Consider the following 25,752-nt stretch of genomic DNA (forward strand, 5'->3'; position numbering starts at 1 on the left):
CGCGCCTCTCCTACCGTTTTTCATCTTTAACGCTCATTTCGGGCTTTGAGAACACCTCTCTCTTACCGTTTTCCATATTTAACTATCGGTTCCGGCTTTGAGAACGCCCCTCTCCTACCGTTTACCATATTCAACTATCGGTTCCGGCTTTGAGACGCCTCCTCTCTTACCGTTTTTCATCTTTAACGCTCATTTCGGGCTTTGAGAACACCTCTCTCTTACCGTTTTCCATATTTAACTATCAGTTCCGGCTTTGAGAACGCGCCTCTCCTACCGTTTTCCATATTCAACTATCGGTTCCGGCTTTGAGAAAGCCTCTCTCCTACCGTTTTCCAACTTCAACTCCCTTTTCGGGCGTAGAGACGCCCTCTCTCCTACCGTTTTCCAACTTCAACTCCTGTTTCGGGTGTAGAGACGCCCTCTCTCCTACCGTTTTACAACTTCAACTCGCTTTTCGGGCGTAGAGACACTCTTTCTCCTACCGCTTTCCTACTTCAACCTCGTTTGCGGGCTTAGAGATGCCTTCTCTCTTACCGTTTTCCAACTCCAGCTCCCGCTTCACGCCTCGAGAAAACAAAAACAGCCCACTAGTCACCTAATGAGCTGCACTTCCGGCGTAGCCGAACACACTTTTATTCTGCTTCCTTCTTATACGTCCAACCCTCAGACTGACGGATCAATCCTTGTTTCATGAGCTTGCCCATTGCACGCTTAAACGCGGCTTTACTAATAAGGAACTGTTCCTTAATATCATCAGGAGCACTTTTATCACTATACGGCATTGCTCCGCCCCTTAGTTCCAAGTAGTCCATGATAACCTGAGCATCTTCATCCATTGCTTCTTGTTTACGAGGCATAAGTGATACGTTGATGGTTCCGTCTTCTTTTACATCAATGACTCTTCCTTCTACCACTTGTCCTAATCTTGGCTCTTCTTTGCGTTCTGAATTATGAATAAATCCAATATAGCCTTCGTTGGAAATGATATAGCTTCCCACTTTTAAAAGGCGATAGATGGTCCCTTGAATATTTTGGTTAAGGATATTAGATGGGGCTTTAATAGATCGATCTAACATCACGTCTTGTGTGGCAAGTTTTCCGATCAGTTTGCCACGGCGGTCTGTTTTTACACGGCAAAGCAAATGCGCTCCAACTTGCGGCCATATTTCTTCATATACCGGTAAGTCATCCGCTGGAATAAGAGCATCTTTTGCGATTCCGATGTTAATGAATGCGCCTAGTCCCGGAAGGACCTCCACTACCTCCATCCATTCGTGGCCATTGAGGCCTTTAGGGATGGTCATGGTAGCTGTAATTCGGCTTTTTTGGTCTGAGTATAGAAAAACCTCTACCGTCTCATCTTCCCCTAATTCTCTAGTTGCTTCATTTTTATGAAGAAGGATCGTTTCTTCTCCATCTGTAAGCATGTATCCAAGCGGCGTCTCCCGATCAACAGTTAATTCTAGTACCGTACCAGTTTGCATCATTTCTAAATACCTTCCTTTTTGCCCATTATTATCATCAACATTCGCCTAGTAAACGAACGTTTAATTTTGATATGTAAAGTGTACATGACTTTGATTAAGTTGTCCAAATCGCTTTATTCTACTATAATTAGGAACAGAAAGCGATATTTTTCTTACAATTACCTTTTGGTAAAATTTTTAAAACCTATGATGGAGGGATTTCCATGGCAAAAGAGAGTTCTTTTGACATTGTTTCAAAAGTAGATTTATCTGAAGTGACAAACGCCATTAATATTGCGTTAAAAGAAATTCAAAATCGATTTGACTTTAAAGGCTCTGTCAGTGATATCAAGCTAGAAAAAGAAGAAATTGTTCTTTTATCGGACAGCGAATTTAAACTAGATCAATTAAAAGATGTAATGGTCAGCAAGATGATCAAGCGTAATGTTCCAACGAAAAATATTCAATACGGCAAAATAGAAGATGCTTCTAAAGGGGCAGTTCGTCAACGTGGTAAGCTTGTCCAAGGCATTGATAAGGACAATACGAAAAAAATCAACACAATCATCAAGAACTCTGGTTTGAAAGTGAAAACTCAAATCCAGGATGACCAAGTGCGCGTTACTGGAAAGAATCGGGATGATCTCCAACAGGTGATTGCAGCTCTTCGTGAGGCTGACTTGGATATTGACCTACAGTTTGTAAACTATCGTTAAGCTGTGACCATACATATACCCCCGTTCAAAAAATGACGGGGGTAATTTTATTCCCTTAGACAAATTGTCCCATAATCAGTTCGTCTGAATACGTTCCGTCCTCAAATTTTACATGCCTCTCTTTTCTTCCTTCCACTTTAAATCCAAGCTTTTCGTATACATGTATCGCACGCTCGTTGTGGGCGAATACTTCTAGGCACACTTTTTCAATATCTTTATCTTTTTTTGCCCAATCCAACAGTTTATGTATCATTTTGCTTCCTAGTCCATTATTGCAGAATTCTTCTTGAATACTGATGCCAAACATACAAATATGCTTTACTCTTTTTCTAGAACCTTTTGTAGCATTTAGCATGCCTACAATTGTTGAATCTTGTTCTGCTATAAGTGTAAAGTGTCCTTTTTGGCTATTATCTTGTAACCACTGTTCTTCCTGCTCTAGGGTGACTTTGAATTCCTCTGGTGCCGTTAATAGGTTACGCCCTTCTCCATATACTTTTTTAGCGTGCTTTAAGAGACCTTCTGCATCTTCCAATCTAGCTTCTCTAATAATCATCATATCTCTCCCTTCTTATCTCATTGGATAAATTATAGGCGCTTTTCTCATAATAGGAAAGATTATTGGAGGTGCTAATTATGACAAAACAACAAATTCAAACGCTTCCCGCTCAACATCAAAACAAGCAGCCGGGAATTGAGGCGGAGATGACACCCAAACCTAAATCAGAGGACTCCACTTATAAAGGCAGTGAAAAGTTAAAGGATAAGGTCGCAATCATCACCGGTGGGGACAGTGGAATTGGCAAAGCTGTTGCTATTTATTACGCAAAAGAAAGTGCGGATGTTGTAGTTGTCTATTTAAATGAACATGAAGATGCAAAAGAAACGCAAAGGCAAGTGGAGGCGGAAGGCAGGAAGTGTCACCTGATTTCAGGAGATATAGGGGATGAAGCATTCTGCAAGCAAATTGTAGATGAGACGATGGCTAACTTTAGCAAAATAGACATCCTCGTTAACAATGCCGCTGAACAGCATCCACAAGAAAGTATTGAAGACATTACAGCAGCACAGTTGGAGAAAACATTCAGAACCAACATCTTTTCTTTTTTCTATTTAACCAAGGCTGCTCTTCCTTTCCTGGCAAGTGGAAGTTGTATTATTAATACGGCATCTGTCACTGCATACGCGGGAAATGAACAGCTTGTGGATTATTCCGCAACGAAAGGTGCCATTGTAGCATTTACTCGCTCACTGGCTCTTCAGTTGGTTGGAAAAGGGATACGAGTAAACGGAGTAGCTCCAGGTCCCATTTGGACACCACTGATTCCATCAACTTTTTCAAGCGGGAAGGTTGCGAGTTTTGGTGCGAATACACCGATGAAACGCCCCGGACAGCCAGAAGAGGTCGCACCAAGCTATGTGTTTTTGGCAAGTGTCGATGCTTCTTATATGACAGGACAGATGTTACACGTGAATGGCGGCAAGATTGTAAACGGGTAAATTTTAGTGCTCATACTCAGCGCTCTTCGACTTATAGAAGGGCGTTTTTTAGGCTTTTGTATTATTGCGGACGGGGTGTGGTTTGGATAAATGTCCGATGTTTTCTCATTTTTGACCGAAGATTTCTGAAAGTTGTCCAAAGATTCTCCATTGTTGACCGAAGTTTTTGAATATTTGTCCAAAGCTAAAATTAGAATGTCCAAACCTCAGTTGAAACTTGACCGAACTCCGTCAATTCTTGTCCGAACATACCTCTTTAGTGGTCTTCAATAGTCCGAACAACCAATCAATTTGTCCGAACCGTTTTTTATCCTCAAAAAAACTCAAAAAAAAGACCAAAAACAACCTCTTTCTAGTAGAAATCAAAAAAAGCCAACCCCATCGTCGGAGGAAGGCCTCATTAAATCACCAAAATTTATTCATTTTACCCGAACCCCCGTCATATTTCCTTACAAGTCTGGCGCTTCACCATTGAATGAGGGATAATGATCCGCTTTGTTGGCTCGGAAGGGTCTTTCACTTTTTGAATCAATGTTTTCGCGGCTTGGAATCCCAGTTGAAAAATGTTGATGTCAACAGAAGTTAATGGCGGCCTTGCCACTTCTGCCAGCAACACATTATTAAAGCTTACAATGGACATCTGATCTGGTACCGAAATTCCCATGTCATGCAAGGTATTAAGGATACCTAGTGACATTAAATCGTCCGAGACAACCAGTGCTGTAGGTGGCTCATCAAGAGAAAGAAGCTCGGAAATCGCTTCTTGACCTCCTTCTTTAAGGAACTCTTCATGAATGATATAGTCGTCTTTGTATGGAATTTCTGCGTCTCTTATTGCTTTTTCATATCCTAACAAGCGGTCAATGGTTACCACCAGTTGAATACTCCCACCAACGAATGCCACTCTATCATGTCCGAGACTAATAAGGTGCTCTGTTGCTTCTTTTGCAGCACGGTAATTGTCATTATCCACATGCGTAATTTCTTCTACCTGTTCAAATGGTTTGCCGATAACGACAAATGGGAAACACTCTTTTTGCAGATATTTAATTATTTTATCTTCGACTGCCGAATATAGAAGGATGATTCCATCAACACGGCGTCCTTGAACCATCTGCATAACACCTTCTAGTATCTCGTTGCCTGTTACACCTGTTGACATGTGCAGGGCATATTGTTTTTCATGGGCCGCAGTGCTAATTCCCCTTAGCACTTCCGGAAAAAATGGATTTTGAAATGTTTTATCTGCCGATGCAGGCATCACAAGTCCGATTACTTGTGTGGACTGATTAGCCAGGCTTCTGGCGATAAAGTTTGGATGGTATCCAAGCTCTTCCATTGCTTCTCTCACGCGTTTTTTTGTTTTTTCACTAATGCGTGGATTGTTCGCGATAACACGAGAAACTGTGGAAGGTGCCACATTGGCAATTTTTGCGACATCTTTTATAGTAACTGCCATGCACCTATCCCTCCCCCTTGATTAATTGGAAACGCATACAATATGATCAATACCTTCCCCTCTAATGGAGGAGATAGGCACATTTATTTCTTATTCTTTTTCTTTCTTCTCATTACAGCAGCTGCTATAAAAGCAATAAACCCACCATAAATCAATGCCATCGCACTTACAAACCCAACATTAATACCAGAATCTTCTTTAACGGTATAGATTTCTGCTGTTTCTCTATCTAGTCCGATTGTGTATTTTCCGTCAGCAAGACGAACCAATTCGTCTCCCAATGTACCACGAAGTTCGAGGTCTTGGCCTACCACTTCAGCATCGAGTTGGGCTGCTTGTGTTTCACTAGAGTTATTGATAGCAATAAAGGTCATTTCCCCTTCGTACTCCCGTTTAATAACGGACATGGCATTATCGTCATATACCATTTCATACGTACCGTGTGTTAGGCTTGGCATGGTTTTACGAAGTTCTGCAAGCTTTGTAATATAATTTATCAGTTCCTCTTCTACTCTAAAGTTCATATCTCTGCGATTATCTGGATCTTCTCCCCCATCAAGCGCAATTTCGGTCCCATAATACATAATAGGTATACCTGGTGTTGTGTACATATAGGCCAATGCAAGCTTCAAGCGTGTTGGAGGGTGTTGTTTCTTTTTGATAGCAGCTCTTGTGAAGCGCTCTACATCATGATTGTCCAAAAAGGTTCCAAGAACATAAGGGTTCTCGTATAAATTTTCCTTGCTTTTAAACAGTGAATCCAAACGAGTCAACGATTGATCAGGCCCAGAAAATACACGGGTGATTTCATTATATGTTGGAAAATCCACAAACGAATCAATCCCTGTTTCTTGATATCCTGCCACATAGTTCGGATCATCATGCCATACTTCCCCAATTAAGAAAAAGTCTTCTTTCACCGATTTTACTTCCTTACTGAACTCTTTCCAGAAATCTTTCGGGACATGTTTGACAGTATCCAATCTGTACCCATCAATGTCTGTTTCTTCAATCCACCATTTAGCCATATCGATCAGGTACTCTTTCGTTTCGGGATTTTCTTGATTTAAATCTGGAAGACCGTAAATCCAGCCATTTTCCACTTGTTCTTGGTCATCCCAGTTTCGGATAGGTTCATTTGGGTGGAACCAATCCTGCTTGTCTTCTTCGTTTAGCCAGGCATGCTGATAACCAGTGTGGTTGACAACAAGGTCCACAATAACTTTCATGTCTCTTTTATGTGCTTCTTTCACTAGTTCCTTAAATTCTTCCATGGTACCGAAATGCTCTTCAGTATTATAGAAGTCTTCCGTCCAATAGCCATGGTACCCTTTTGCTTCATTTTGAACGATAGGGGTCAGCCATAAGGCTGTAAATCCCATATCCTTTATATAATCCAGTTTTTCTGTAATTCCGCGGAAATCTCCTCCGTGGTATGCTTTTGGATCATCACGGTTCACCTCAAAGTCATTAGAGGTGTCACCATTATTAAATCGGTCAATCATGATAAAATATATAATCTCATCTTGCCATGCGTGTTCTTCTTTTTCAGCGTTAACAGGTTGAACGGATGGAACAAACCATGCAGAAAAAAGAAGAAACGGAACGAGAATGAGCCCCTTCACTCTTTTCATCAATTCCGCTTCCCTCCCTTAAATCGTTTTAGTAGTACAGCTTCCGGTTAGATAAACCCTTGCTTTCCATAAACGATTATATACTATTCTTATCCTTTTGTTCCACCTGCAGTTAGTCCTGCGATTAAATAGCGTTGTAGGAACAAGAATAACAATGCTATTGGAATGGCAATTAAGATAGAACCTGCCGCAAAGCGGGTAAAGTTGTTAGCAAATTGGTCATTGATAAAGTTAAATAATCCTAGTGCTAACGTAAAGTTTTCAGGACTTCTTAAAACAATTCGTGGCAAAATAAAGTCTGTAAATGGTGCCATGAAGTTAAATAGTGCTACTACTGCTAAGATCGGCTTCGCAAGAGGTAGCATGATTTTGAAGAATACTCCAAAATGTCCTGCTCCGTCCATTCTAGCCGCTTCATCCAACTCTTTTGGAATTGTGTCAAAATATCCTTTTACAAGCCACGCATTAAATGGAATTTGTCCACCAATATAAACGATTGTCAAACCTACAAGAGTATCCAACATACCAACCATATTTAATAGAATATAGATAGCTACCATCGCCATTAATGCCGGGAACATTTGCAATAGTAAGAATGCGTATAATCCATACGTTCTTCCTTTAAAACGGTACCTAGAAAAGGCATACGCGACAAACGCAGTTACTAATACAGAGAAAAATGAATTGGCTACTGCAACCAGAATACTATTTTTATACCAGATCAAGTAGTCACTCTGTGGATCTGTAAATAACCAAACATAGTGCTCAAGTGACCAGTTTTCCGGAATCATAGATGCCGAATAAAGACTTGTTCCAGGATTTAAGGATAATCCGATAGTCCATAAAAGCGGGTAGGCAATAATGATGAACATGAAGCCTAGGAATAAGTAGATCAATGATACTTCGATCTTGGATTTCGTTTTTAGGTTCATTAAATATTACCCTCCTCTTTAAACGAACGAGTACGACGGAATTGGAAGAAGGCAAAACCGGCTACAATTAGTCCGAGTATGATCGATATTGCTGCTGCCATGTTGTAGTTACTCGTATCGAATGTCAGTTTATATACCCATGAAATCAAGATATCCGATCCTCCGGCATTTTGACCACGCACAGCAGGACCACCCTGATTAAACAGATAGATGATGTTAAAGTTATTGAAGTTTCCTGCATATTGCATAATTAAAAGTGGTGCAGTTGCGAATAAAAGATGTGGCATAGTGATGAATCGGAATTTCTGGAATCGTGTTCCTCCATCAACATCTGCCGCTTCGTACCAGTCTTTAGATATACTTTGAAGTACACCTGTGAACAATGCGAATACGAATGGGAACCCTAACCAAGTTTGAATCATGATGATTGCGATTTTAGTATAGAACGGATCCGTCAACCATGGAAGCGCAACTCCAATTGTACCTAAGATGTCACGGTTAATGGCACCAAAACGGTCGTTAAACATCGCAGCGAAGATCAAGATTGTAACAAATGCAGGCACAGCCCACGGTAAAATCAAAATCGTACGGATAAAGCGTTTATATTTAATACGGGGGTCATTTACAAGCAATGCTAAAAATAGTCCTAAAGCAATTTGGCCGGTAGTTGCACAAACTGTCCAAACAATCGTCCAGGCAAATACACTAACAAATGTGGATTTCCAAAGTGGAATCGATACCAGATTTGTAAAGTTCTCAAAACCTACCCAGCTTAACAAAGCTCTCGGAGGCGTATTATATAAGTTGTAGTCCGTGAATGCCAGCGAAACCATGAACATTAAAGGAAGAACAACGATGAATAATAACAGGATCAGTCCTGGGATAACCATAAAATAAGGGAATCCATTGTCATAGAAGCTCTTAAATGCTTCTTTTACAGTTGGCTTTTCTTTTCCCAACTTTAAGTCGATTGCATTATTTCTCGCATCCACTACATTCAGGTAGTATAAGGCCACTGCAAACACAGTGATAATAACAGAAATTAGTCCTTGGATTAGTAAAAAGATGGAGTGGTCTACTCGAGGAATTTCTCCAAGCGTGAATAGTCCCCAATAACCAATATTAAGAAACTCGAAAAAAGTAATTAAAAATGCAGCTTCAATGATGATGAATGTAATCCCTTTCGCATATCTGCGGTTATATAGTTGACCTAACCCTGCAAAAATTATGGAAAGGACCATCGCTAAAGTTGGATTATGTGAGCGCATTTTTTCAGTTGCTGTGCCGGACATAGCAGATCCTCCTCTTAAAGAAATATAGTGGGTAGACTAGCATTGCAATTTAGTCTACCCACCAGGTTTAATCGTTAGTAATTATTCAGCTCCACTAGCTGCAATATTATCTTCGATTGTTTTTACTGCTTCTTCTAATACTTCACCAACATCGTCGCCGTTAGCGATGAATTGAAGAGCGCTACCCATTGGATCCCAAACTTGTTGCATTTGTGGAATGTTTGGCATTGGCTCACCGTATTGAGTTTGCTCAGCGAATGCACCGATGATTTCATCGTTAGCAATCACGTCGCTATCTAAAGCTTCTTGAAGTGCAGGCATTTCACCAGCAAGTTCATAGTATTTCATTGCATTGTCATAGTTAGTAATGAACTTCATTAAGTCGATTGCCCACTCTTGGTTTTCAGAGTAAGAACTTAACATCCAAGCTTTTACACCAACGAAAGATTTTGGAACGTCACCATTTTCAAGCTTAGGCAGTGTAGCTGTACCTAATTTGTCTCCTAAAGCTTCTTTGTAAGTAGCGATGTTCCATGGACCTGTAAGAACAGTAGCAACTTTACCTTCTGTGAACAAACCACTCATGATGTCGCCGTTGATTTCTTTAGGAATGTATCCGTTGTTGAACCAAGATTGAACAAGTTCTCCACCTTCTACAGCGCCTTCGTTAGCAAGTCCGATGTCTTTAGCGTCGAAACCAGATCCATCGTTGTTGAAAACATAACCGCCATTACCAGCAAAGAAAGGATAGATGAAATAGAAGTTAGTTGCTTCCATTAAGAATCCATATTTATCTTGACCAGCGTCAGTTTGCTCTTTCGCAACTGTCATTAGGCCTTCCATTGTTGCGATTTCTTCTGCAGAAACAAGATCTTTATTGTAGAACATACCGTAAGTTTCAATTACTTGAGGTACTCCATAAGTTTCACCATCAACTGTTACAGCATTTATTGCAGTTTCACTGTAAAGAGAAGCATCTTCTCCTAAGTCGATTGGATCTGCTAGACCACGAAGAACGATGTCACCAAGACGATCATGTGGACCAAAGAATACGTCTGGACCGTTACCAGCTGGACCGTCAAGAGCAAGTGCTTCTACTTGATCTAACATAGAAATAGCTGTAGTTTCTACTTCAATACCAGTTTCTTCTTTATAAGCTGCAAAAATTTCATCTAATGCTGCTCTTTGTTTCTCATCATCGTTAACCCAAACTGTTAACTTTTCAGGCTTGTCTTTACCCTCAGTTGTAGTGCCTTCGCCTTCTGCTGAACCAGCGTTGTTACCTGTGTCACGTTGTGGACCACAAGCTGCAAGTACGCCTAGTGTAAGGACAGCAATCATAAGCATTGCAAAAAACTTTTTCATTTTGACCCCTCCGTCATTTTGAATAATCTTTCTACTAAGATGCACAAACGATTGCATTAATGTAAGCGAAAACATATAACGCTTACATTTTTCATGAAAACGATTGCACAACTTTCACTTTTTATTATACATGTATTCACCCAATTGACAACCTGTTTTTTTAAAAAAACTTTAATATGTTGATAGATTAGGATACTACTTAAACAATATTAAACTCATAAACCATTGGTATATATGCATTTATAGAGTTTTTTCCCTTGCTTTTTCATTGTGTGTTTTTTAACCTTGCCTTTCGTACTCCTTTGAGCTTTCTCTTTTCATTGACATTCCATCTTTTTTGACATACCCTTATGTTGAATAAAATGGCAATGAAAACATTTCAACCATTTTTTTTCGCAATAAATGCAAGCGATTGCATAAAGGAGAGGTTGAATGCTATATGCTAAAAGAAGCTATTTTCCATCGTCCAAAGAACAATTTTGCATACGCCTATAATGAAACAACGCTTCACATCCGTCTGCAAACAAAGAAAAATGATGTGGAATCAGTGGAATTGATTCACGGAGATCCATATGTTTGGGAAGACGGCGAATGGATATCTGTTAAAGAACCTATGAAGAAAACGGGATCAGATGAGTTGTATGATTATTGGCTCGCTGAAGTTGTTCCGGAATTTAGAAGACTTCGTTATGGCTTTGCTCTGAAATCAGGGGATGAAAGCCTTGTTTATAATGAGAAGGGTTTTTACGAAGAAGAACCTAAAGACTGCGGACTATACTTCTGTTTTCCTTTTGTAAACAAAATTGATGTCTTTCAAGCTCCTAAATGGGTAAAGGACACAGTTTGGTATCAAATATTCCCTGAACGTTTTGGAAATGGCAATAAAGAAAACGATCCAAAAGGTGCTCTTCCATGGGGAAGCACAGAGCCTTCTACCTCCAACTTTTTCGGAGGTGACTTCGAGGGGGTTATCGAACACATCGACCATCTAGTCGAGTTAGGAATCACAGGTATTTACTTCACTCCAATATTTAAAGCAAAATCCAACCATAAATACGACACAATTGATTATATGGAAATTGATCCACAGTTTGGGACCAAAGAAACGTTCAAGGAACTTGTTCAAATTTGTCATGAAAACGGTATCAAAGTAATGCTTGATGCTGTGTTCAACCATAGTGGCTACTTTTGGGAACCATTTCAAGATGTCTTGAAAAATGGAGAAAAATCAAAGTATAAGGATTGGTTCCATATATGGAACTTCCCTGTAGTAACAAAACCTAAGCCGAATTACGACGCATTTGCTTTTGTTTCAGATATGCCTAAACTTAATACGGAACATCCAGAAGTAAAGGAATACTTATTGGAAGTGGGCCGCTATTGGGTAAAAGAGTTTGACATCGACGGTTGGAGACTCGACGTAGCAAACGAAGTGGACCACCAGTTCTGGAGAGACTTCCGTAAAGCTGTGAAAACTGAAAAAGAAGATGTCTATATTCTCGGTGAGATTTGGCATGACTCTATGCCTTGGTTACAGGGTGACCAATTTGATGCTGTGATGAACTATCCATTCACCACCGCTACCCTTGATTACCTTGCAAAAAATAAAACCAATGCGGTGGAGTTTACAAATTCTATATCTAAGGTGATGCACTCCTACCCTATTAATGTAAATGAAGTTGCATTCAACTTGTTAGGCAGTCATGACACTCCGCGTATTTTAACAATATGCGAGGAAAATAAAGATAAATTAAAGCTATTATTCTTGTTCCAATTATCCTTTATAGGCACTCCTTGCATCTATTACGGAGATGAATTCAGCATGACAGGCGAGCAAGACCCAGGTTGCCGTAAATGCATGGTATGGGAAGAAGAAAAACAGGATCACGATATGTTTGAATTTGTGAAAAAATTAATTGCGCTCCGCAAAGAATTACCTGTATTCGGAAACCACGGGGATTTCCGTTTTATAGAAGCAAATAATGAGACAAATCACGTCATGTATGAGAAAGTTTCTGATGTCTCTGGGGAAAGAATACTATTCGTGATCAATAATAGCGAAAAAGATTTGATTGTGACATTACCTGATGGTGTGAAAGGAAAGGTATTGCGTGACCTTTGGAACGGAGAGGAATTTGCGTTTGCAATTGACGCTAGTGCACTGCAAGTAAAACTTCCTGCTTATGGGTTTCAGATTTTGGGTTATTGATTAACAGAGTAAAATTGGAGATGCCCGCTAAGGAAATTAGCGGGCATCTTTTTCTATATTAGCGGATTTACTGGCTTAAATAATTCTATTAGACATTTGACGGGGCTTCTTCCAGCATTTGGGCTTTTAGAACCCTTCTATTAGACTTTTCACAGTGGTCCTTCCAGCGTTCCGGCTTATCGCACGATTCTTTCCAAACAACTAATCTAAAACAACCCACTTCAAATTTCACTTCCGATGAACCAATCGCCGGTATTCCATCGGCGTCGTTCCCTCCACCTTTTTAAACAATTTAGAAAAATATGTGACATCGTCAATTCCCACATCACGGGAAATGGCAGATACCTTATATTCCGTTTCCGCCAAAAGCTTTTTCGCATGATGCATCCGGTAATGCGTTAAATATTGCATCGGACTAATTCCAATCGTTTTCTGCATGCAACGAGTCAAATAATCCGAATGAAAATTCAACTCTTCTTTTAAAACACTCATATTTATAGGACTTTTATAGTTTTCCTGAATGTATTTCATAGCACTCTCACACACCTTTTCGGTCGCACTGGGAATGGAGAATGCCTCCTTTTGCAACTGAACGATGAACTCAGAGAATTGAATTTGTTGCTTCAGATAATCATCTGGAACATGGGCATCCCCGTCTCTTGTAGTAAGAAGCGTTTCCAACTGTTGTTCGACAATCTCCCTTCTTTTCACTTCACCCCACTGCGGGATATGAAACTGATAATAGCCTACTTCAGTAAATGTTGGTTCTTTTCTGTACACAAAGGACCAATCCAGTTCCTTATCCTCTACCATCTGATAATCATTTCTCGGGATAACAAAATGCAACCAGAAATAGTCTGTTTGTTCTGAGCAATCCGCATATCCTTCATGTCTTTCTCCCGGAACCAAAATGACATATTGTCCTTCTTTTACAACAAACCTATTGTCCCCTTCTTGCATAAACAAGGTACCTTTTTTAACATACAAAAGGTCGAAAACGGTAAACACTCTGGAGAAATGTCGTTCCCCTTTATTAAACGTATATTCTCCTCCCCTAATAAAAGTGGGAAAAGGGGGGATGGACATTGCAATCATTGACATTCCTTACACCTCAAGTCGTAAAATTCCAATAAGTATCGAAATCATCTCTTTCTATTATAATAAAATCCGTTTAAACTAGGAATGGTTTTATGTCGGAATCATCAAAAGGAGTAACCATTATGAAAGATACAAATACAAAGAAACTCACCCTTTTTGCTTTAACATGGCCTATTTTTATTGAAGTTCTTCTACACATGTTAATGGGAAATGCAGATATTTTAATGTTAAGTCAGTATTCAGATGATTCTGTGGCAGCTGTCGGTGTTGCCAATCAAATTTTGTTTATGTTAATTGTGATGTTTGGTTTCATTGCGACTGGTACGACAATTCTGGTCGCACAGTACCTAGGATCAAAAAATAGAGAACTCGCAGCAGAAGTTACGGTTGTCTCGATCGGAGCAAACCTTATTTTCAGTGTAGCGATCAGTATTTTAGTATTCCTTTTTTCTTCCAAGCTTTTATTATTGATGGACCTTCCTCCTGAACTATTAACAGAGGCTGATTCTTATTTGAAATTGGTGGGAATCTTCTCATTTGTTCAGGCTCTGGTCATTACAATGGGAGCTACAATCAGAAGTTACGGGTTTACTAGAGATGCCATGTATGTGACCATCGGGATGAATATTATCAATGTTATCGGAAACTACTTATTTATCTTCGGGCCGTTTGGCATTCCTGTCCTAGGTGTGGATGGAGTAGCATTATCTACTGTAACCAGCCGGGGATTGGGGTTAATCGTCATTACTCTTCTTCTTTTTAAGAGAATAAAAGAACCACTGCCATTTAAGAAAATGTTCCGCCTCCCTGTAAGTCATTTGAAAAATTTATTAAAGATTGGTATCCCGTCAGCTGGAGAACATCTATCCTATAATACTTCTCAAATTGTCATCACCTATTTTATTGTCATGATAGGTACAGAAGCATTAACGACTAAGGTGTACGCGCAAAGTTTAATGATGTTTATATTCTTATTCAGTGTTGCTATTAGTCAAGGTACTCAAATAATGATTGGTCATCAGATTGGGGCGGGAAAAGTCGAGGAGGCGTATAAGCGCTGTTTAAAAAGCTTGCGTCTAGCCATTTTGATTTCCATCTTGACTGCCATTCCCATTGCATTTTTTTCTGATACACTTTTGGGGTTCTTTACAGATAACCCGGATATTATCGCTCTTGGTGGTACGCTGATTTTATTTACCGTGATCTTGGAGCCAGGGCGTTCATTCAATTTGGTTGTAATAAATGCTTTGCGTGCAGCTGGTGATGTCAGGTTCCCTGTTTATATTGGAATTTTGTCGATGTGGGGTGTTAGTGTTACTGTTTCCTATGTGTTAGGAATTCATTTTGGTCTTGGTTTAGTCGGTGTGTGGATTGCGATGATTTTAGATGAGTGGTTACGTGGAATTATTATGCTGTACCGCTGGCGTTCCCGTATTTGGGTAAACAAATCATTTGTACATGAAAAAGCATCATAGAGTTTTCTTTATTAGAGTTTATGGGTAATTGGTTAACTCTGCTGTTCCTTTCCGCAAATGGCTTCGCTTTCCGCGGGACGGTGCTTGAGCCTCCTCACAACGCTTCAGGGGTCTCAACCAACCGTTTCTCCCCCGTTGAAGTCTCCGCCATTTGCTCCAATCCACAGCTAGAAATTACTTTAAAGAAACGTAAATGGTTATTCATTAACCTTAGTTGAAAGAAATCAACAGAGTTAATAGGCTATTTCACCTCAATAAAAGCCCTCCACACGGAAGGGCTTTTTTGCTTATGTAAGAATTCCTTACAAACTAGTAAGCGCTTTCGACTGAATTTTTTGATAATTCCTATTGCACTCTTCATAATTATAGAATATGATATAAAACATAACTACTGATGTTAGGAAATATAACATTTAATTAAAGGGGCGATAAAAATGAAAAAAGTGGAAGCCATTATTAGACCGGAAACATTTCGTGCTCTTCGTGAAAAATTAGAAGAAGTGGGAATAAACGGCTTAACTGTTTCTGAAGTAGCAGGTTGTGGCCAGCAAAAAGGACAGCAAGGCCTTTTTAGGGGAAATACTTTCGAAATTAAACTACTGCCTAAGGTAAAGGTGGAAATGGTAGTGGAATCGGAATTTGTGGATGAAATTGTACAAATAATTCAGGAAACATGCTCAAGCAATACGGTTGGTGATGGGAAGATTTTTATCTATCCGATTGAAGATGCCATTCGAATTCGCACAGGAGAAAGCGGAAAGCTAGCCATTATATAAACACAAAAAGAAAGGATGATAAACATGAAGAAAAAAATTGGATTACTTTTAACAGGCGGATTATTGTTCGGATCCACAGCCCATGCTCAAGCACCTACGGTTGAAGGGTTAAGCGTCTCTCTTGATATGGTTTGGATTATGGTTGCTGCTCTTTTAGTATTTTTTATGCACGCAGGGTTTGCGATGGTCGAATCCGGCTTTACGCGTTCTAAAAATGCTTTGAATATCTTAATGAAAAACTTCCTCACAATTTCCATTGCATCTGTTCTCTATCTCGCAATAGGTTACGCACTTATGTTTGGTAGTTCCATTGCTGGATTCACCGGACTTGACGGATTTTTTCTTACTGGACATGAAGATCAAATAGGATTCTTCGTATTCCAAGCAATGTTTGCAGCAACATGTGCCACTATTATTTCCGGGGCAGTTGCAGAAAGGATGAAGCTATCAAGTTATATTTTATTGACAGTAGCTATGACAGCCATTATTTATCCGATTGTTGGGCATTGGGTATGGGGTGGCGGATGGTTGTCCGAACTAGGTTTTACTGATTTTGCTGGTTCTACTGTTGTCCATCTCACTGGTGCTCTAGGGGCAATTGTAGCGGTGAAATTCTTAGGTGCACGTCTTGGAAAATATTCTAATGGCAAAGTAAATGTCATCTCTGGTCATAACATTCCTCTTGGGGCACTGGGTGTTTTCATTTTATGGTTTGGGTGGTTTGGATTTAACGGAGGCAGCACCTTAGCTGCAGATCCGTCGCTTATTCCACATGTCATTACAACCACTTTATTATCAGCATCTGCAGGTGTTTTGGCATCTGCGTTCTACACACAATTCCGATATCAGCGCATTGATGCTTCTTTAACGCTAAATGGCGCTTTAGCTGGATTAGTTGGAATTACAGCAGGAACGGGAGATGTATCTCCAATTGGAGCGATTATCATAGGACTGGTTGCCGGGGTACTTTTAGTTGAATCCGTTACCTTTATTGATCGTAAAGCAAAGATAGATGATCCAGTCGGCGCTATTGCAGTTCATGGAGTTTGTGGAGTTTGGGGTACACTTGCAGTCGGTTTATTCTCTACTTCAACGGGATTATTTTATGGCGGTGGAATTTCACAGTTGGGTATTCAAGCGATTGGCGTACTGGCTGTTACGGCTTGGACAATCGGTTCAGTCGGATTATTCTTGTTTATTGTTACCCGTTTTTCAAGCATTCGTGTTACGAAGGAAGAAGAGATCTCCGGGCTTGATTTTGCAGAGCATGGTTCTTCTGCTTATGAACTTCGAGAGTCGGTCTTTTCTGATAACAGTTCGGCACCGGAATTTGGCACAGGTTTAGTTCATCGCCTGAACAATTTAGGCGGTTCAACGCAAAAACCTAAAGCTAAGGGAGTTTAAACTGATTGCCCTTCGTCTACTATGATAAATAACAAAAAAAAGCGATTCGTGGCTAAGCCCATTGAATCGCTTTTTACTGTATACAAAACATATACATTCATTAAACTATAATGCTATAATTTCTCCTAGAGGTGATATTTTTGAAGATTAGCATGTGGGAAAAGATGATTGTACGCTTCTTTATCGTTTGGTACATATGTGGGGTCGTGTTATTGACTTTTGACCTTTTGCCTCCTTGGTTGGAATGGGCGAATGTGGTCTTTCTAGTAACTGCCGGAACTCTTGGGGCCATTTATTTTATTAAAAATTACCGTGTGATCGGGATTTTCTTTACATTACTCGTCTTTTTTGTAGCCATGGCTGCTGAGCATTTTGGAGTGAAATATGGAGTTTTGTTTGGCGACTATTACTATAATTCCTATTTTGGGCCAAAGTTATTTGATGTCCCCATTACCATTGGATTTGCTTGGGTTTTGGTCATTTCGACTTCGCATGTAATGGCAAATAGGGTATTTCCAACTGCCTCAATGTTTGTAAAAGCTATAATTGCTTCTTTTGCAACGGTGGTATTGGATTTAATTATTGATCCTGTCGCCTATATCGCAAAAGAATATTGGATTTGGGAAGAAACAAGCTTTTATTACAACATTCCTATGTTTAACTTTTACAGTTGGTTCGGACTTTCCTTTCTCTTCCACTTGGTCATCCTATTTCTTTCGAAAAATATTTCTTCACAGGAAAATCGATACTGGGAAAAGAATATGTATGTATTGTACGGTTTAATGATTGCGATGTTCTGTATGATCGCCATAACTGCAAAGCTTTATCTGGCTTTGACTGTAACAATAATTCCAACTCTATTATTATATTTAGCTACCCTGAAATCAAAGGAGCTCCTACATGATTCCAGCAAAAAAAAGCAAAGTGTTTGATTATTTTTTTCATCAGTTTAATAAGCGTTTTCTGCGTTTTCATTTTAAAGGAGTTTATTTTGCTAAAGGGGAACATGTAAAGCTCCCCCCTTCCCCTGCCTTGTTCATCGTCAATCACAGTACATGGTGGGACGCACTGGTAGTTTTTCATTTGAATCAAGTTATCATTAAACAAGAGAGCTATGTGATGATGCATGAAAAAGGAATTAGAGAGTTCCCCTTCTTTCGTAAGATTGGTGCATTTTCCGTCAACAGAGACAATCCTAAGGACATTGTACGCTCGATGAAGTATGCAAAAGAAAGATTAAATGATAAAAAAACATTGTGGCTGTTTCCCCAAGGAGATGAGCGACACCTTGAGATCCGTCCACTCGGTTTCTTGCCAGGAACCATGCACATCACAAAGAATACAGATATTCCGATAGTCCCTGTATCTCTTTACTATACGTTTACTGGGGAACGTAAACCTGAAGTTTATATTAAACTAGATGAACCTATCTTCTACTCTCAACTGCAGGGTGGTTCTTCAAAAGAGAAAAACCGTTCATTAGAGAACCACTATACCCTTCTGCTTGATAAAGTGAAGCAGGATGTCATAGAACAAAGAACAAGCCATTTTCAATCTTTACTATAATAACGGAATTTGAAGGAGGAAAACAGTTGTGGAATTATTAACCATTTTGCTATCTGGCGGGTTATTATTGTCTTTCCTCTGGATTATCCTTAATGGATTGTTTTATCCCACCTATTCAAAGCCAATGAAATCTGCCATCCCACCGCTTGTATCCATTTTAGTTCCCATGCGTGATGAGGAGCGCAACGTTCTCCATTTAATAGAAAACCTAAAACAATTAACCTTTACTAATTTAGAATTTATCTTGTTGGATGATCATTCTTCTGACGCCACTTATTCGATGGCTTTGAACTCCACTAAGAAAGATAGTCGTTTTACTATTCTTCAAGGCGCCCCCTTAAAAAAGGGCTGGGCAGGAAAAGTGCATGCTTGCTATCAACTTTCTCATGCGGCTAATGGTGATTATCTGTTATTTTTGGATGCAGATGCACGACTGAAAAAGAACACTTTAGAAAACATGCTTCCTTTTTTCCAAAATGAGAAAGTCGGCTTGGTAACAGGTTTTCCGCAGTTTCCGGTCACAAGCTGGTTAAGTAAACTAGTGGTACCCATGCAACATTTCGTCATCTGGCTGCACCTCCCCCTTTGGCTGGCAAATTACAGTTCCTTTAAGCCTGCAAGTGCAGCTCACGGAGCGTTCATGTTCTTTGAAAGAAGTGCCTATGATTTTGTGGAAGGGCATTTCTCCGTAAAATCTAGTATCGTGGAAGATGTTCATCTCGCCAGGGTGATGAAAGAACACGGGTTCCAAGTAAAACTAATAAATGCCACCCCATACGTTACCTGTCATATGTATGAAACGAATCAAGAAGTTTGGAATGGTTTTATCAAAAATATTTATATCGGGATTGGAAAATCACCATTAATGGCAATGGGCTTAACGCTGTTTTATAGTATGTTTTATATTTCACCTCTTTTCTTAGCGTTTTTATCTCCCCTATATGGAGTTTTGTTTTTGGTGCCTCTGCTACTCGTATGGATGCAAAAACTATATATTGATCTGAAAACTGGCCAGCTACCATACTTGTTTCTTTTCATGCCATTAAGCGCTTTGGCATTCTTAGTGATTCTGCACGCTTCCATGTGGAAATCTTGGAAAAAACAACATTATATTTGGAAGGGGCGTGCCTATAAATGAAAAATGTCGTTGTCATAGGCGGAGGGCTTGGTGGTTTATCTGCTGCAATCAGCCTTGCTACCAAGGGATTTCATGTAACATTATTGGAAAAGAATACCCACCTAGGTGGAAAACTGATGCCTTTTCAGTTGGGAGAGGCATCTTTTGATTTTGGACCAAACACGATTACGATGCCAGGTGTATTCCAAGAAGTCATTTCTCAAGCTGGTGAAAATCCTGATTCATATTTTAACTTTATCAAACTTTCATCACATACTCGTAATTTTTCTCCAGATGGGGATGTTTTTGACTTCAGTTCTGATTCAGAGCACATGATAGACCAACTCGCAACGCTTGATCCTGTTGGTGCCAAGAATTATCCGGCTTTTTTAAAGGAAGTCACTCGTTTGTATAAGATGGGAGAAAGCCAGTTTTTCAGAAGAACATTTACTTCAGCTGCTGATTACCTTTCTCCAAGCTTAGGATATTCCTTTAGCAAAGTTCGTCCGTTTCAGTCCTTGCATCGGTTTCACCGAAATTACTTTACGAATCCTTTTGTCATCCAAGCACTGGATCGATATGCCACGTATATTGGTTCCTCCCCTTATGTATCCCCTGCTACATTTGGCCTTATCGCCTATTTAGAGCTAGTGGATGGGGTGTATTACACAAAAGGAGGTAACACAAAAATTGCAGAAGGATTTGAGAAGCTCGCTAGAAAACTTGGAGTTCTAATCAGGACTAATTGTAAGGTAACTGGTATTGAAGTGAAAAACAAACAGGCTGTGTCTGTTTCAACAGAAGACGGAGAAAAGTATCCGGCTGATACGGTCGTGATGAATGCAGATCTTCTTCAAGTATACCCTGAACTTGTTCGAGAAGTGGACAGGCCCCATTTTACAGATAAAAAGGCGGCCAAATACGAACCTTCCATCTCTGCCTATGTAATCCTTGCCGAAATGAATAAGAGACATTCCGAACTTCTACATCATACTGTGTACTTTTCAAAAGAGTACAAACAAGAGTTTAACCGTTTATTTCAGGATAAAGCGTATGCAACTGAACCTACCATCTACTTGAGTAATTCTTCTTTTACGGAAAAGGAAAGAAGTCCGAATGGAGATAATCTGTTCATTTTAGTCAATGCACCGGCAACAACTCTTCAAAACGAGAATGCACACTATTATAAGGACGTCATCTATTATAGATTAGCTGATCGCGGTTTATCATTAAAAGAAAATCTGCTTGCTGAAAAGGTAATTACTCCAAAGGATATCCAAACTACATTTGGCGCTTTTAGAGGAGCTTTATATGGGATGGCATCAAACCGTAAAACAGATGCATTCTTCCGTCCAAGGAACAAATCAGCCGACATCAGCAACCTCTATTTTGTCGGTGGCTCCACCCATCCCGGCGGAGGCTCACCAATGGTCACACTCTCTGGTTTAAACGTTGCTAATGTTATTAGTAAAGCAAACAAAATGAAAGAATAACCTACCATGAGTGTTCTTGTCTTTTCTAAAATATAGGTTCTGTAATAACACCGCTGTTGATTTCCGCAAATGACTTCGCTTTCCTAGGGGCTGACGTGAGCCTCCTTCGGCTACGCCTGCGGGGTCTCCACCTAGCGCTATCTCCCTCAGGAGTCTTCGCCATTTGCTCCAATCAACAGCTATGGATTACAAAAACAAAGGTGTTAATTCATCTTGCTAGATAAGACTTTCATAATACTTTCTTTGAATGGAAAATCTTTTTTGATTGGAGTGGAAGGCGAGCAGATGCCAGCGGGAGGAAGGGGACAGGTGAAACCCCACAGGCAAGCGAAGCGCCTGGAACGGAAATCAAAGTGATACATACTTTTTCACAAATTAAAACCACAGCCCATTGGACTGTGGTTTTTACATTTGGGAAATGATTTGCTGCTTTTCCTCAGTGGAAACATAATGCTTCGTCTTAAACACTGAATACCCTTTTTTTCGTATTGAACCTAGTATCGCCCGATACAAATAGGCCGATCCTTTAACAGGGGTTCTCGAATGCATGGGATACAGATGAATGGAGCTCATCGCCTGTTCATATAGACTTTCTGCTTTATTTGCCATCTCTTCCCACACAGATATGAACTTGTTATTCACAATATGCTTATTTAAGTCATCCAGGGAATAGCCCGCTCTCTCCAACTTTTCGATTGGAATATAAATTCTTTCACGTTCAAGATCTTCCCCAATATCCCTAAGAATATTAGTAATTTGCATCGCCTGCCCGAGTGCAATGGCATCTTCCCGCAGTTCACCTTTTTTCTTAGGAGCCAGAATCGGAAGCAACATCAAGCCAACCGTACTTGCGACATGATAGGAATAATGAAGGACTTCTTCTTCTGTAAAATACATTTTTTTATATAAATCCATTTCTTGACCAACTATCATATCATGAAAGGATTGTACGTCCATCTCGTATCTATTAAATACATCCTGAAGAGCTATCCACATTGGATCTTCAGAAGGTCGTTCTCCATTTAGAAAAGCAGCAAACATTCCTTTAAATTCAAAAAGCTCTTCTTTCGGATTTTCCCCTTCATCCACGATATCGTCAACCTGTCGACAAAACGCATATACTGCCCATACCGCCTGTTTCTTTTCTTTAGGCAGGAGCATAAATGCTTTATAGAATGTTTTAGAATGTTCTTTTATTATTGCTTCACAATGATGATATGCTTTCATTAAGTCGTTCATTAAGATTCACATCCTTTGCAGATGAATGATGGGCAAAATCATGGATAATCTGGTTTGCTGCAAGCTTAGCGCTTTGCATAACAATTGGTATACCACCGCCTGGATGGATAGATGCACCGGTTGCATATACATTTTCCAGGTCAAGATTTGGTTTAGCTTGTGGTCTGAATACACCAGACTGAAATAAATTCGGAGCGATACCGAAGCTGCCACCTTGAAACAATCCAAAGCGTTCGGCATCATTAGGCGTTCTTACTTCCATCCATTCCATTCTTTTAGTCAATCCCGGAAATGCTCGGTTTTCAATATTCTTTATCATCTTGTTTTTAAATGCCGTTTCGTTACTCCAATCTATATGGCTGCCAGATGGAACCGGTATAAGGACGTACAAAACACTTTTTCCAACTGGGGCCAATGTGGAATCGATCACGCTTGGATTGAATGTATAGAAAGAAGGATCTGTAGGTACTTTCTTCTCTTGAAACACTTCTTTCATATGCTGTTTGAAGTTTCCACCCATGTAAAATTGGTGAACATCCGAATCTTGATAGATTCCATCCACTCCAAAATAAAATAATACACACCCTGAGGAAGGTTCATAGTCTTTTTTAACGTCGAACTGTTCTGCTGAGGAAGGAAAATCACCATTCCAAACGAGTCCATCAACCGAAATAATCTCTCCATTAACTGTAATGGCCGTAACCCGTCCTTGCTCTTTTTGAATATGTTCCACTTTACTGGAAAGATGCAGCGGGATTCCGCTTGCTTTCAACGTTTCCACTAGCACATCAACTAGAGACGCATAGCCTCCTTTTACATAGTGGATGCCATGTTCATGTTCACTATAAGGAATTAAACTATACATGGCAGGAGCTGTTTGTGGATTCCCTCCGATATATAATGTTTGGAGGGAATAGGCTTCACGGAGACGTTCGTCGCTGAAATAAGATCCTGCAAATTTTTTAGTTGATTGATAAGCTTTTAACCTAAGCAAGGTCTTAAGATTTTTCCCCGTCCAAAAATCTCTTTTTCTCGTAAACGATTTCTCGAGAAACGAGGTCTTCCCAACTTCAAAACTCTTCTTCATATCTATCATGTATTGCTTAAAGCCTTCTTCTTCGCCAGGAAACTGCTTTGACAGCTCGGATAGTTGGGTGTTTATGTCTTTAAATTTTGTGTATTTCTTCCCATCTTTAAAATGGATGCTGTAAAGGGCGTCAAGGCTTATTAGTTCCCAAGCATCTTTGGACACTCCCGCCTCTGCCAGTATTTGCTTTAGCATATCGGGTAAGAGGACAATAGTTGGGCCTTGGTCTATCCTGTACCCTTCCCTTTCGACAAAGGCAAGCCGACCTCCTGCCTGTTTTTCTTTTTCAAAAATACTAACGTCAAAACCCTGCTTTTTTAGTAAAAGGGCTGTAATCATTCCTCCGATACCTGCGCCAGCAATTGCTATATGCTTACTCATTGAGCCTTCTCCAATCTTTGCGCATGAAAGCTTTTTTGAGAATGTGTTTCATGCTTTTCCCTTAGTAGTCGTGTTGTAATTCTTGCAGATTCAAGAATGGTTGGTAATCCGCTTCCAGGATGTGTACCGCCCCCAACAAGCCAACAGTTTTCAAGTTCTTCAAATTTATTATGCGGGCGCAATACCATCATTTGTGTTAGCTGATGCCCAAGGTTAAAAGTAGCCCCTTTGTAAACAAGCACTTCTTTTTCCCAATCAGCAGGTGTAATAATTTTTTCAACTTCTATGTGATTTTTGAGTCCTTTAAATCCGCTCTTTTTCTCCAGTGTCTCAAATACTAACTCTCGAAACTTCTCTCTATTTTCCTGCCAATCTATCTCACTGAAATTGTTAGGAACAGGTGCAAGGATATAAAGGGCAGACTTTCCTGCCGGAGCAAGTGTAGGGTCCGTCACAGAAGCATTTTGGACATAGATGGAAGGGTCACTAGATAACTTCTTTGTTCTGGTGATCTCCTCTACATTCTTTTTATAGTCTTCAGCAAAAATAATGCTGTGGTGCGGGAGGTCATAAACGGTGTCGAGCCCAAGATAAATCATAAAGGTTGAGCAGGAATACTTTTTCTTCTCAAGTTTCCGTTTACTGTATTTTTTTAATACGTTTTCATCCACTAAATTTGTCATTACATGGGCAAAATCACCGTTAATCACTACTTCATCTGCTGCTACTTTTGAACCATTGTCTAAAATGACACCTTTCACTTTTCGACCTTCTAGCCAAAGTTTTTTAACACCTGTACCAAGGTTAATTTTCCCACCATATTCTTGGACAACCTTAGCCATGCTTTCAGAGAGCTGATTGACTCCACCGATTGGATGATAGATTCCATATGCATGTTCCATCCAAGAGAGAATGGAAAAGGCACCCGGACATTCCCAAGGGGACATTCCTAAATACTTGGATTGAAAAGTGAACGCAAGTTTGAGTTGTTCTTGTTGAAAATATTTACTTAATTGATCGTACAAACTGCTGCCAAGGCTGAGCTGTGGCAACGCTTTGATGACTTTCCATTGAAAATAATCATAGAAACGATCCATTTTCCCTTGAAGAATTGGTGTAAGAGCGTCCATACGTTTTTCGGTTTCGGACATAAATCGTTCATATCCTTCTCCATCCCCAGGGAAATATCGTTCGATGGTTTCTATCATTTTCTCCTTATCACGTGTCACCATAAAGGATTTATCCGGAAAAACAAGTTCATACATTTCTTTCAATTCTTTCATATCCATGTAATCATGCATGTTCCGTCTGGATTCTTCGAAAATTTCCTCTGCAATTTGAGGCATACTTAAAAAGGTTGGCCCCATATCGAAAGTGAAATCCCCTAATGTTATCGCAGAGTTTCTTCCTCCAACATAAGGTTGTTTTTCCATAACGGTTACTTCATAGCCATTTGCAGAGAGCATCATGGCAGCTGCCAAGCCACCAGGTCCTGCACCAACCACTATTATTTTTTTGCTCATTTCAAGTACGCCTCCTCATT

Annotated in this window: 21 protein-coding genes; 10 read left to right on the plus strand and 11 right to left on the minus strand. The window is 39.9% G+C overall.

All coding sequences use genetic code 11. From position 1 onward, the window contains the following. Positions 1 to 632 precede the first annotated feature (632 nt). Positions 633 to 1,484 (minus strand): CvfB family protein, encoded by an 852-nt coding sequence (locus AAV98_RS08915; protein ID WP_060665377.1) that lies wholly within the window; start codon positions 1,482 to 1,484, stop codon positions 633 to 635. Positions 1,485 to 1,690: 206 nt separating this feature from the next. On the opposite strand from AAV98_RS08915, the gene AAV98_RS08920 reads away from it, so the two are divergent. Next, positions 1,691 to 2,182 carry a YajQ family cyclic di-GMP-binding protein gene (locus AAV98_RS08920; protein WP_010192059.1) on the plus strand — a complete coding sequence of 164 codons (492 nt, stop codon included), beginning with the start codon at positions 1,691 to 1,693 and terminating at the stop codon, positions 2,180 to 2,182. Between the two features lie 55 nt (positions 2,183 to 2,237). Here the strand turns inward: AAV98_RS08920 and AAV98_RS08925 are convergent, their stop codons facing one another. After that, complete coding sequence (locus AAV98_RS08925) at positions 2,238 to 2,741, minus strand: GNAT family N-acetyltransferase (protein ID WP_231687727.1); 504 nt, start codon at positions 2,739 to 2,741, stop codon at positions 2,238 to 2,240. Between the two features lie 77 nt (positions 2,742 to 2,818). Between AAV98_RS08925 and AAV98_RS08930 the strand changes: the two genes are divergently transcribed. Beyond that, entirely contained in the window at positions 2,819 to 3,682 is an 864-nt protein-coding gene (locus AAV98_RS08930) for an SDR family oxidoreductase (RefSeq protein ID WP_442853679.1), read from the plus strand. A gap of 439 nt (positions 3,683 to 4,121) precedes the next feature. Here the strand turns inward: AAV98_RS08930 and AAV98_RS08935 are convergent, their stop codons facing one another. From AAV98_RS08935 to AAV98_RS08955, 5 genes are all read right to left on the minus strand, one after another. Then, the gene (locus AAV98_RS08935; RefSeq protein WP_060665212.1) at positions 4,122 to 5,141 is read right to left on the minus strand and encodes a LacI family DNA-binding transcriptional regulator; all 1,020 of its coding nucleotides are present in this window, start codon (positions 5,139 to 5,141) and stop codon (positions 4,122 to 4,124) included. An 83-nt stretch (positions 5,142 to 5,224) separates the two neighbouring features. Then, positions 5,225 to 6,775, minus strand: coding sequence for an alpha-amylase family glycosyl hydrolase (locus AAV98_RS08940; RefSeq protein WP_060665380.1), 1,551 nt, complete (start codon positions 6,773 to 6,775; stop codon positions 5,225 to 5,227). 89 nt (positions 6,776 to 6,864) lie between these two features. Beyond that, positions 6,865 to 7,707 (minus strand): sugar ABC transporter permease, encoded by an 843-nt coding sequence (locus AAV98_RS08945; protein WP_060665213.1) that lies wholly within the window; start codon positions 7,705 to 7,707, stop codon positions 6,865 to 6,867. Beyond that, complete coding sequence (locus AAV98_RS08950) at positions 7,707 to 8,999, minus strand: sugar ABC transporter permease (protein WP_197284275.1); 1,293 nt, start codon at positions 8,997 to 8,999, stop codon at positions 7,707 to 7,709. The genes AAV98_RS08945 and AAV98_RS08950 overlap by 1 nt, the downstream gene beginning before the upstream one ends. A gap of 81 nt (positions 9,000 to 9,080) precedes the next feature. After that, positions 9,081 to 10,364, minus strand: coding sequence for a sugar ABC transporter substrate-binding protein (locus tag AAV98_RS08955; protein ID WP_060665214.1), 1,284 nt, complete (start codon positions 10,362 to 10,364; stop codon positions 9,081 to 9,083). 439 nt (positions 10,365 to 10,803) lie between these two features. Here AAV98_RS08955 and AAV98_RS08960 point away from each other — a divergent pair, with 439 nt between their 5' ends. Continuing rightward, complete coding sequence (locus AAV98_RS08960; protein ID WP_060665215.1) at positions 10,804 to 12,573, plus strand: alpha-glycosidase; 1,770 nt, start codon at positions 10,804 to 10,806, stop codon at positions 12,571 to 12,573. 228 nt (positions 12,574 to 12,801) lie between these two features. On the opposite strand, the gene AAV98_RS08965 is transcribed toward AAV98_RS08960, so the two are convergent. After that, complete coding sequence (locus tag AAV98_RS08965; protein WP_060665216.1) at positions 12,802 to 13,674, minus strand: AraC family transcriptional regulator; 873 nt, start codon at positions 13,672 to 13,674, stop codon at positions 12,802 to 12,804. 119 nt (positions 13,675 to 13,793) lie between these two features. Between AAV98_RS08965 and AAV98_RS08970 the strand changes: the two genes are divergently transcribed. The 7 genes from AAV98_RS08970 to AAV98_RS09000 all read left to right on the plus strand — a co-directional run bounded on the left by AAV98_RS08970 (position 13,794) and on the right by AAV98_RS09000 (position 21,502). Then, entirely contained in the window at positions 13,794 to 15,146 is a 1,353-nt protein-coding gene (locus AAV98_RS08970; RefSeq protein ID WP_060665217.1) for an MATE family efflux transporter, read from the plus strand. A 434-nt stretch (positions 15,147 to 15,580) separates the two neighbouring features. Then, positions 15,581 to 15,922, plus strand: a complete 342-nt coding sequence (locus AAV98_RS08975; RefSeq protein ID WP_060665218.1) for a P-II family nitrogen regulator — start codon at positions 15,581 to 15,583, stop codon at positions 15,920 to 15,922. Between the two features lie 24 nt (positions 15,923 to 15,946). After that, positions 15,947 to 17,326, plus strand: coding sequence for an ammonium transporter (locus AAV98_RS08980; protein WP_060665219.1), 1,380 nt, complete (start codon positions 15,947 to 15,949; stop codon positions 17,324 to 17,326). A gap of 140 nt (positions 17,327 to 17,466) precedes the next feature. Then, complete coding sequence (locus AAV98_RS08985; protein WP_060665220.1) at positions 17,467 to 18,258, plus strand: carotenoid biosynthesis protein; 792 nt, start codon at positions 17,467 to 17,469, stop codon at positions 18,256 to 18,258. Continuing rightward, positions 18,227 to 18,892, plus strand: coding sequence for a lysophospholipid acyltransferase family protein (locus AAV98_RS08990; protein WP_060665221.1), 666 nt, complete (start codon positions 18,227 to 18,229; stop codon positions 18,890 to 18,892). Before AAV98_RS08985 ends, AAV98_RS08990 begins: the two co-directional genes overlap by 32 nt. Positions 18,893 to 18,920: 28 nt before the next feature. Continuing rightward, positions 18,921 to 20,030, plus strand: a complete 1,110-nt coding sequence (locus AAV98_RS08995) for a glycosyltransferase (protein ID WP_060665222.1) — start codon at positions 18,921 to 18,923, stop codon at positions 20,028 to 20,030. Further along, positions 20,027 to 21,502: a phytoene desaturase family protein gene (locus AAV98_RS09000; RefSeq protein ID WP_060665223.1), complete on the plus strand. Its 1,476-nt coding sequence runs from the start codon at positions 20,027 to 20,029 to the stop codon at positions 21,500 to 21,502. The genes AAV98_RS08995 and AAV98_RS09000 overlap by 4 nt, the downstream gene beginning before the upstream one ends. Positions 21,503 to 21,907: 405 nt before the next feature. Here AAV98_RS09000 and AAV98_RS09005 read toward each other — a convergent pair whose 3' ends face one another. The 3 genes from AAV98_RS09005 to AAV98_RS09015 are packed head-to-tail and all read right to left on the minus strand — an operon-like array spanning position 21,908 to position 25,732. After that, entirely contained in the window at positions 21,908 to 22,741 is an 834-nt protein-coding gene (locus tag AAV98_RS09005; protein ID WP_060665224.1) for a phytoene/squalene synthase family protein, read from the minus strand. After that, positions 22,707 to 24,209: a phytoene desaturase family protein gene (locus AAV98_RS09010; RefSeq protein WP_060665225.1), complete on the minus strand. Its 1,503-nt coding sequence runs from the start codon at positions 24,207 to 24,209 to the stop codon at positions 22,707 to 22,709. Before AAV98_RS09010 ends, AAV98_RS09005 begins: the two co-directional genes overlap by 35 nt. After that, on the minus strand, positions 24,206 to 25,732 hold the full coding sequence (locus AAV98_RS09015; protein WP_060665226.1) for a phytoene desaturase family protein: 1,527 nt from the start codon (positions 25,730 to 25,732) through the stop codon (positions 24,206 to 24,208). Before AAV98_RS09015 ends, AAV98_RS09010 begins: the two co-directional genes overlap by 4 nt. Between the last annotated feature and the right edge of the window lie 20 nt (positions 25,733 to 25,752).

Source organism: Bacillus sp. CHD6a (genome assembly GCF_001293645.1).
Lineage (GTDB): Bacteria > Bacillota > Bacilli > Bacillales > Bacillaceae_I > Sutcliffiella_A.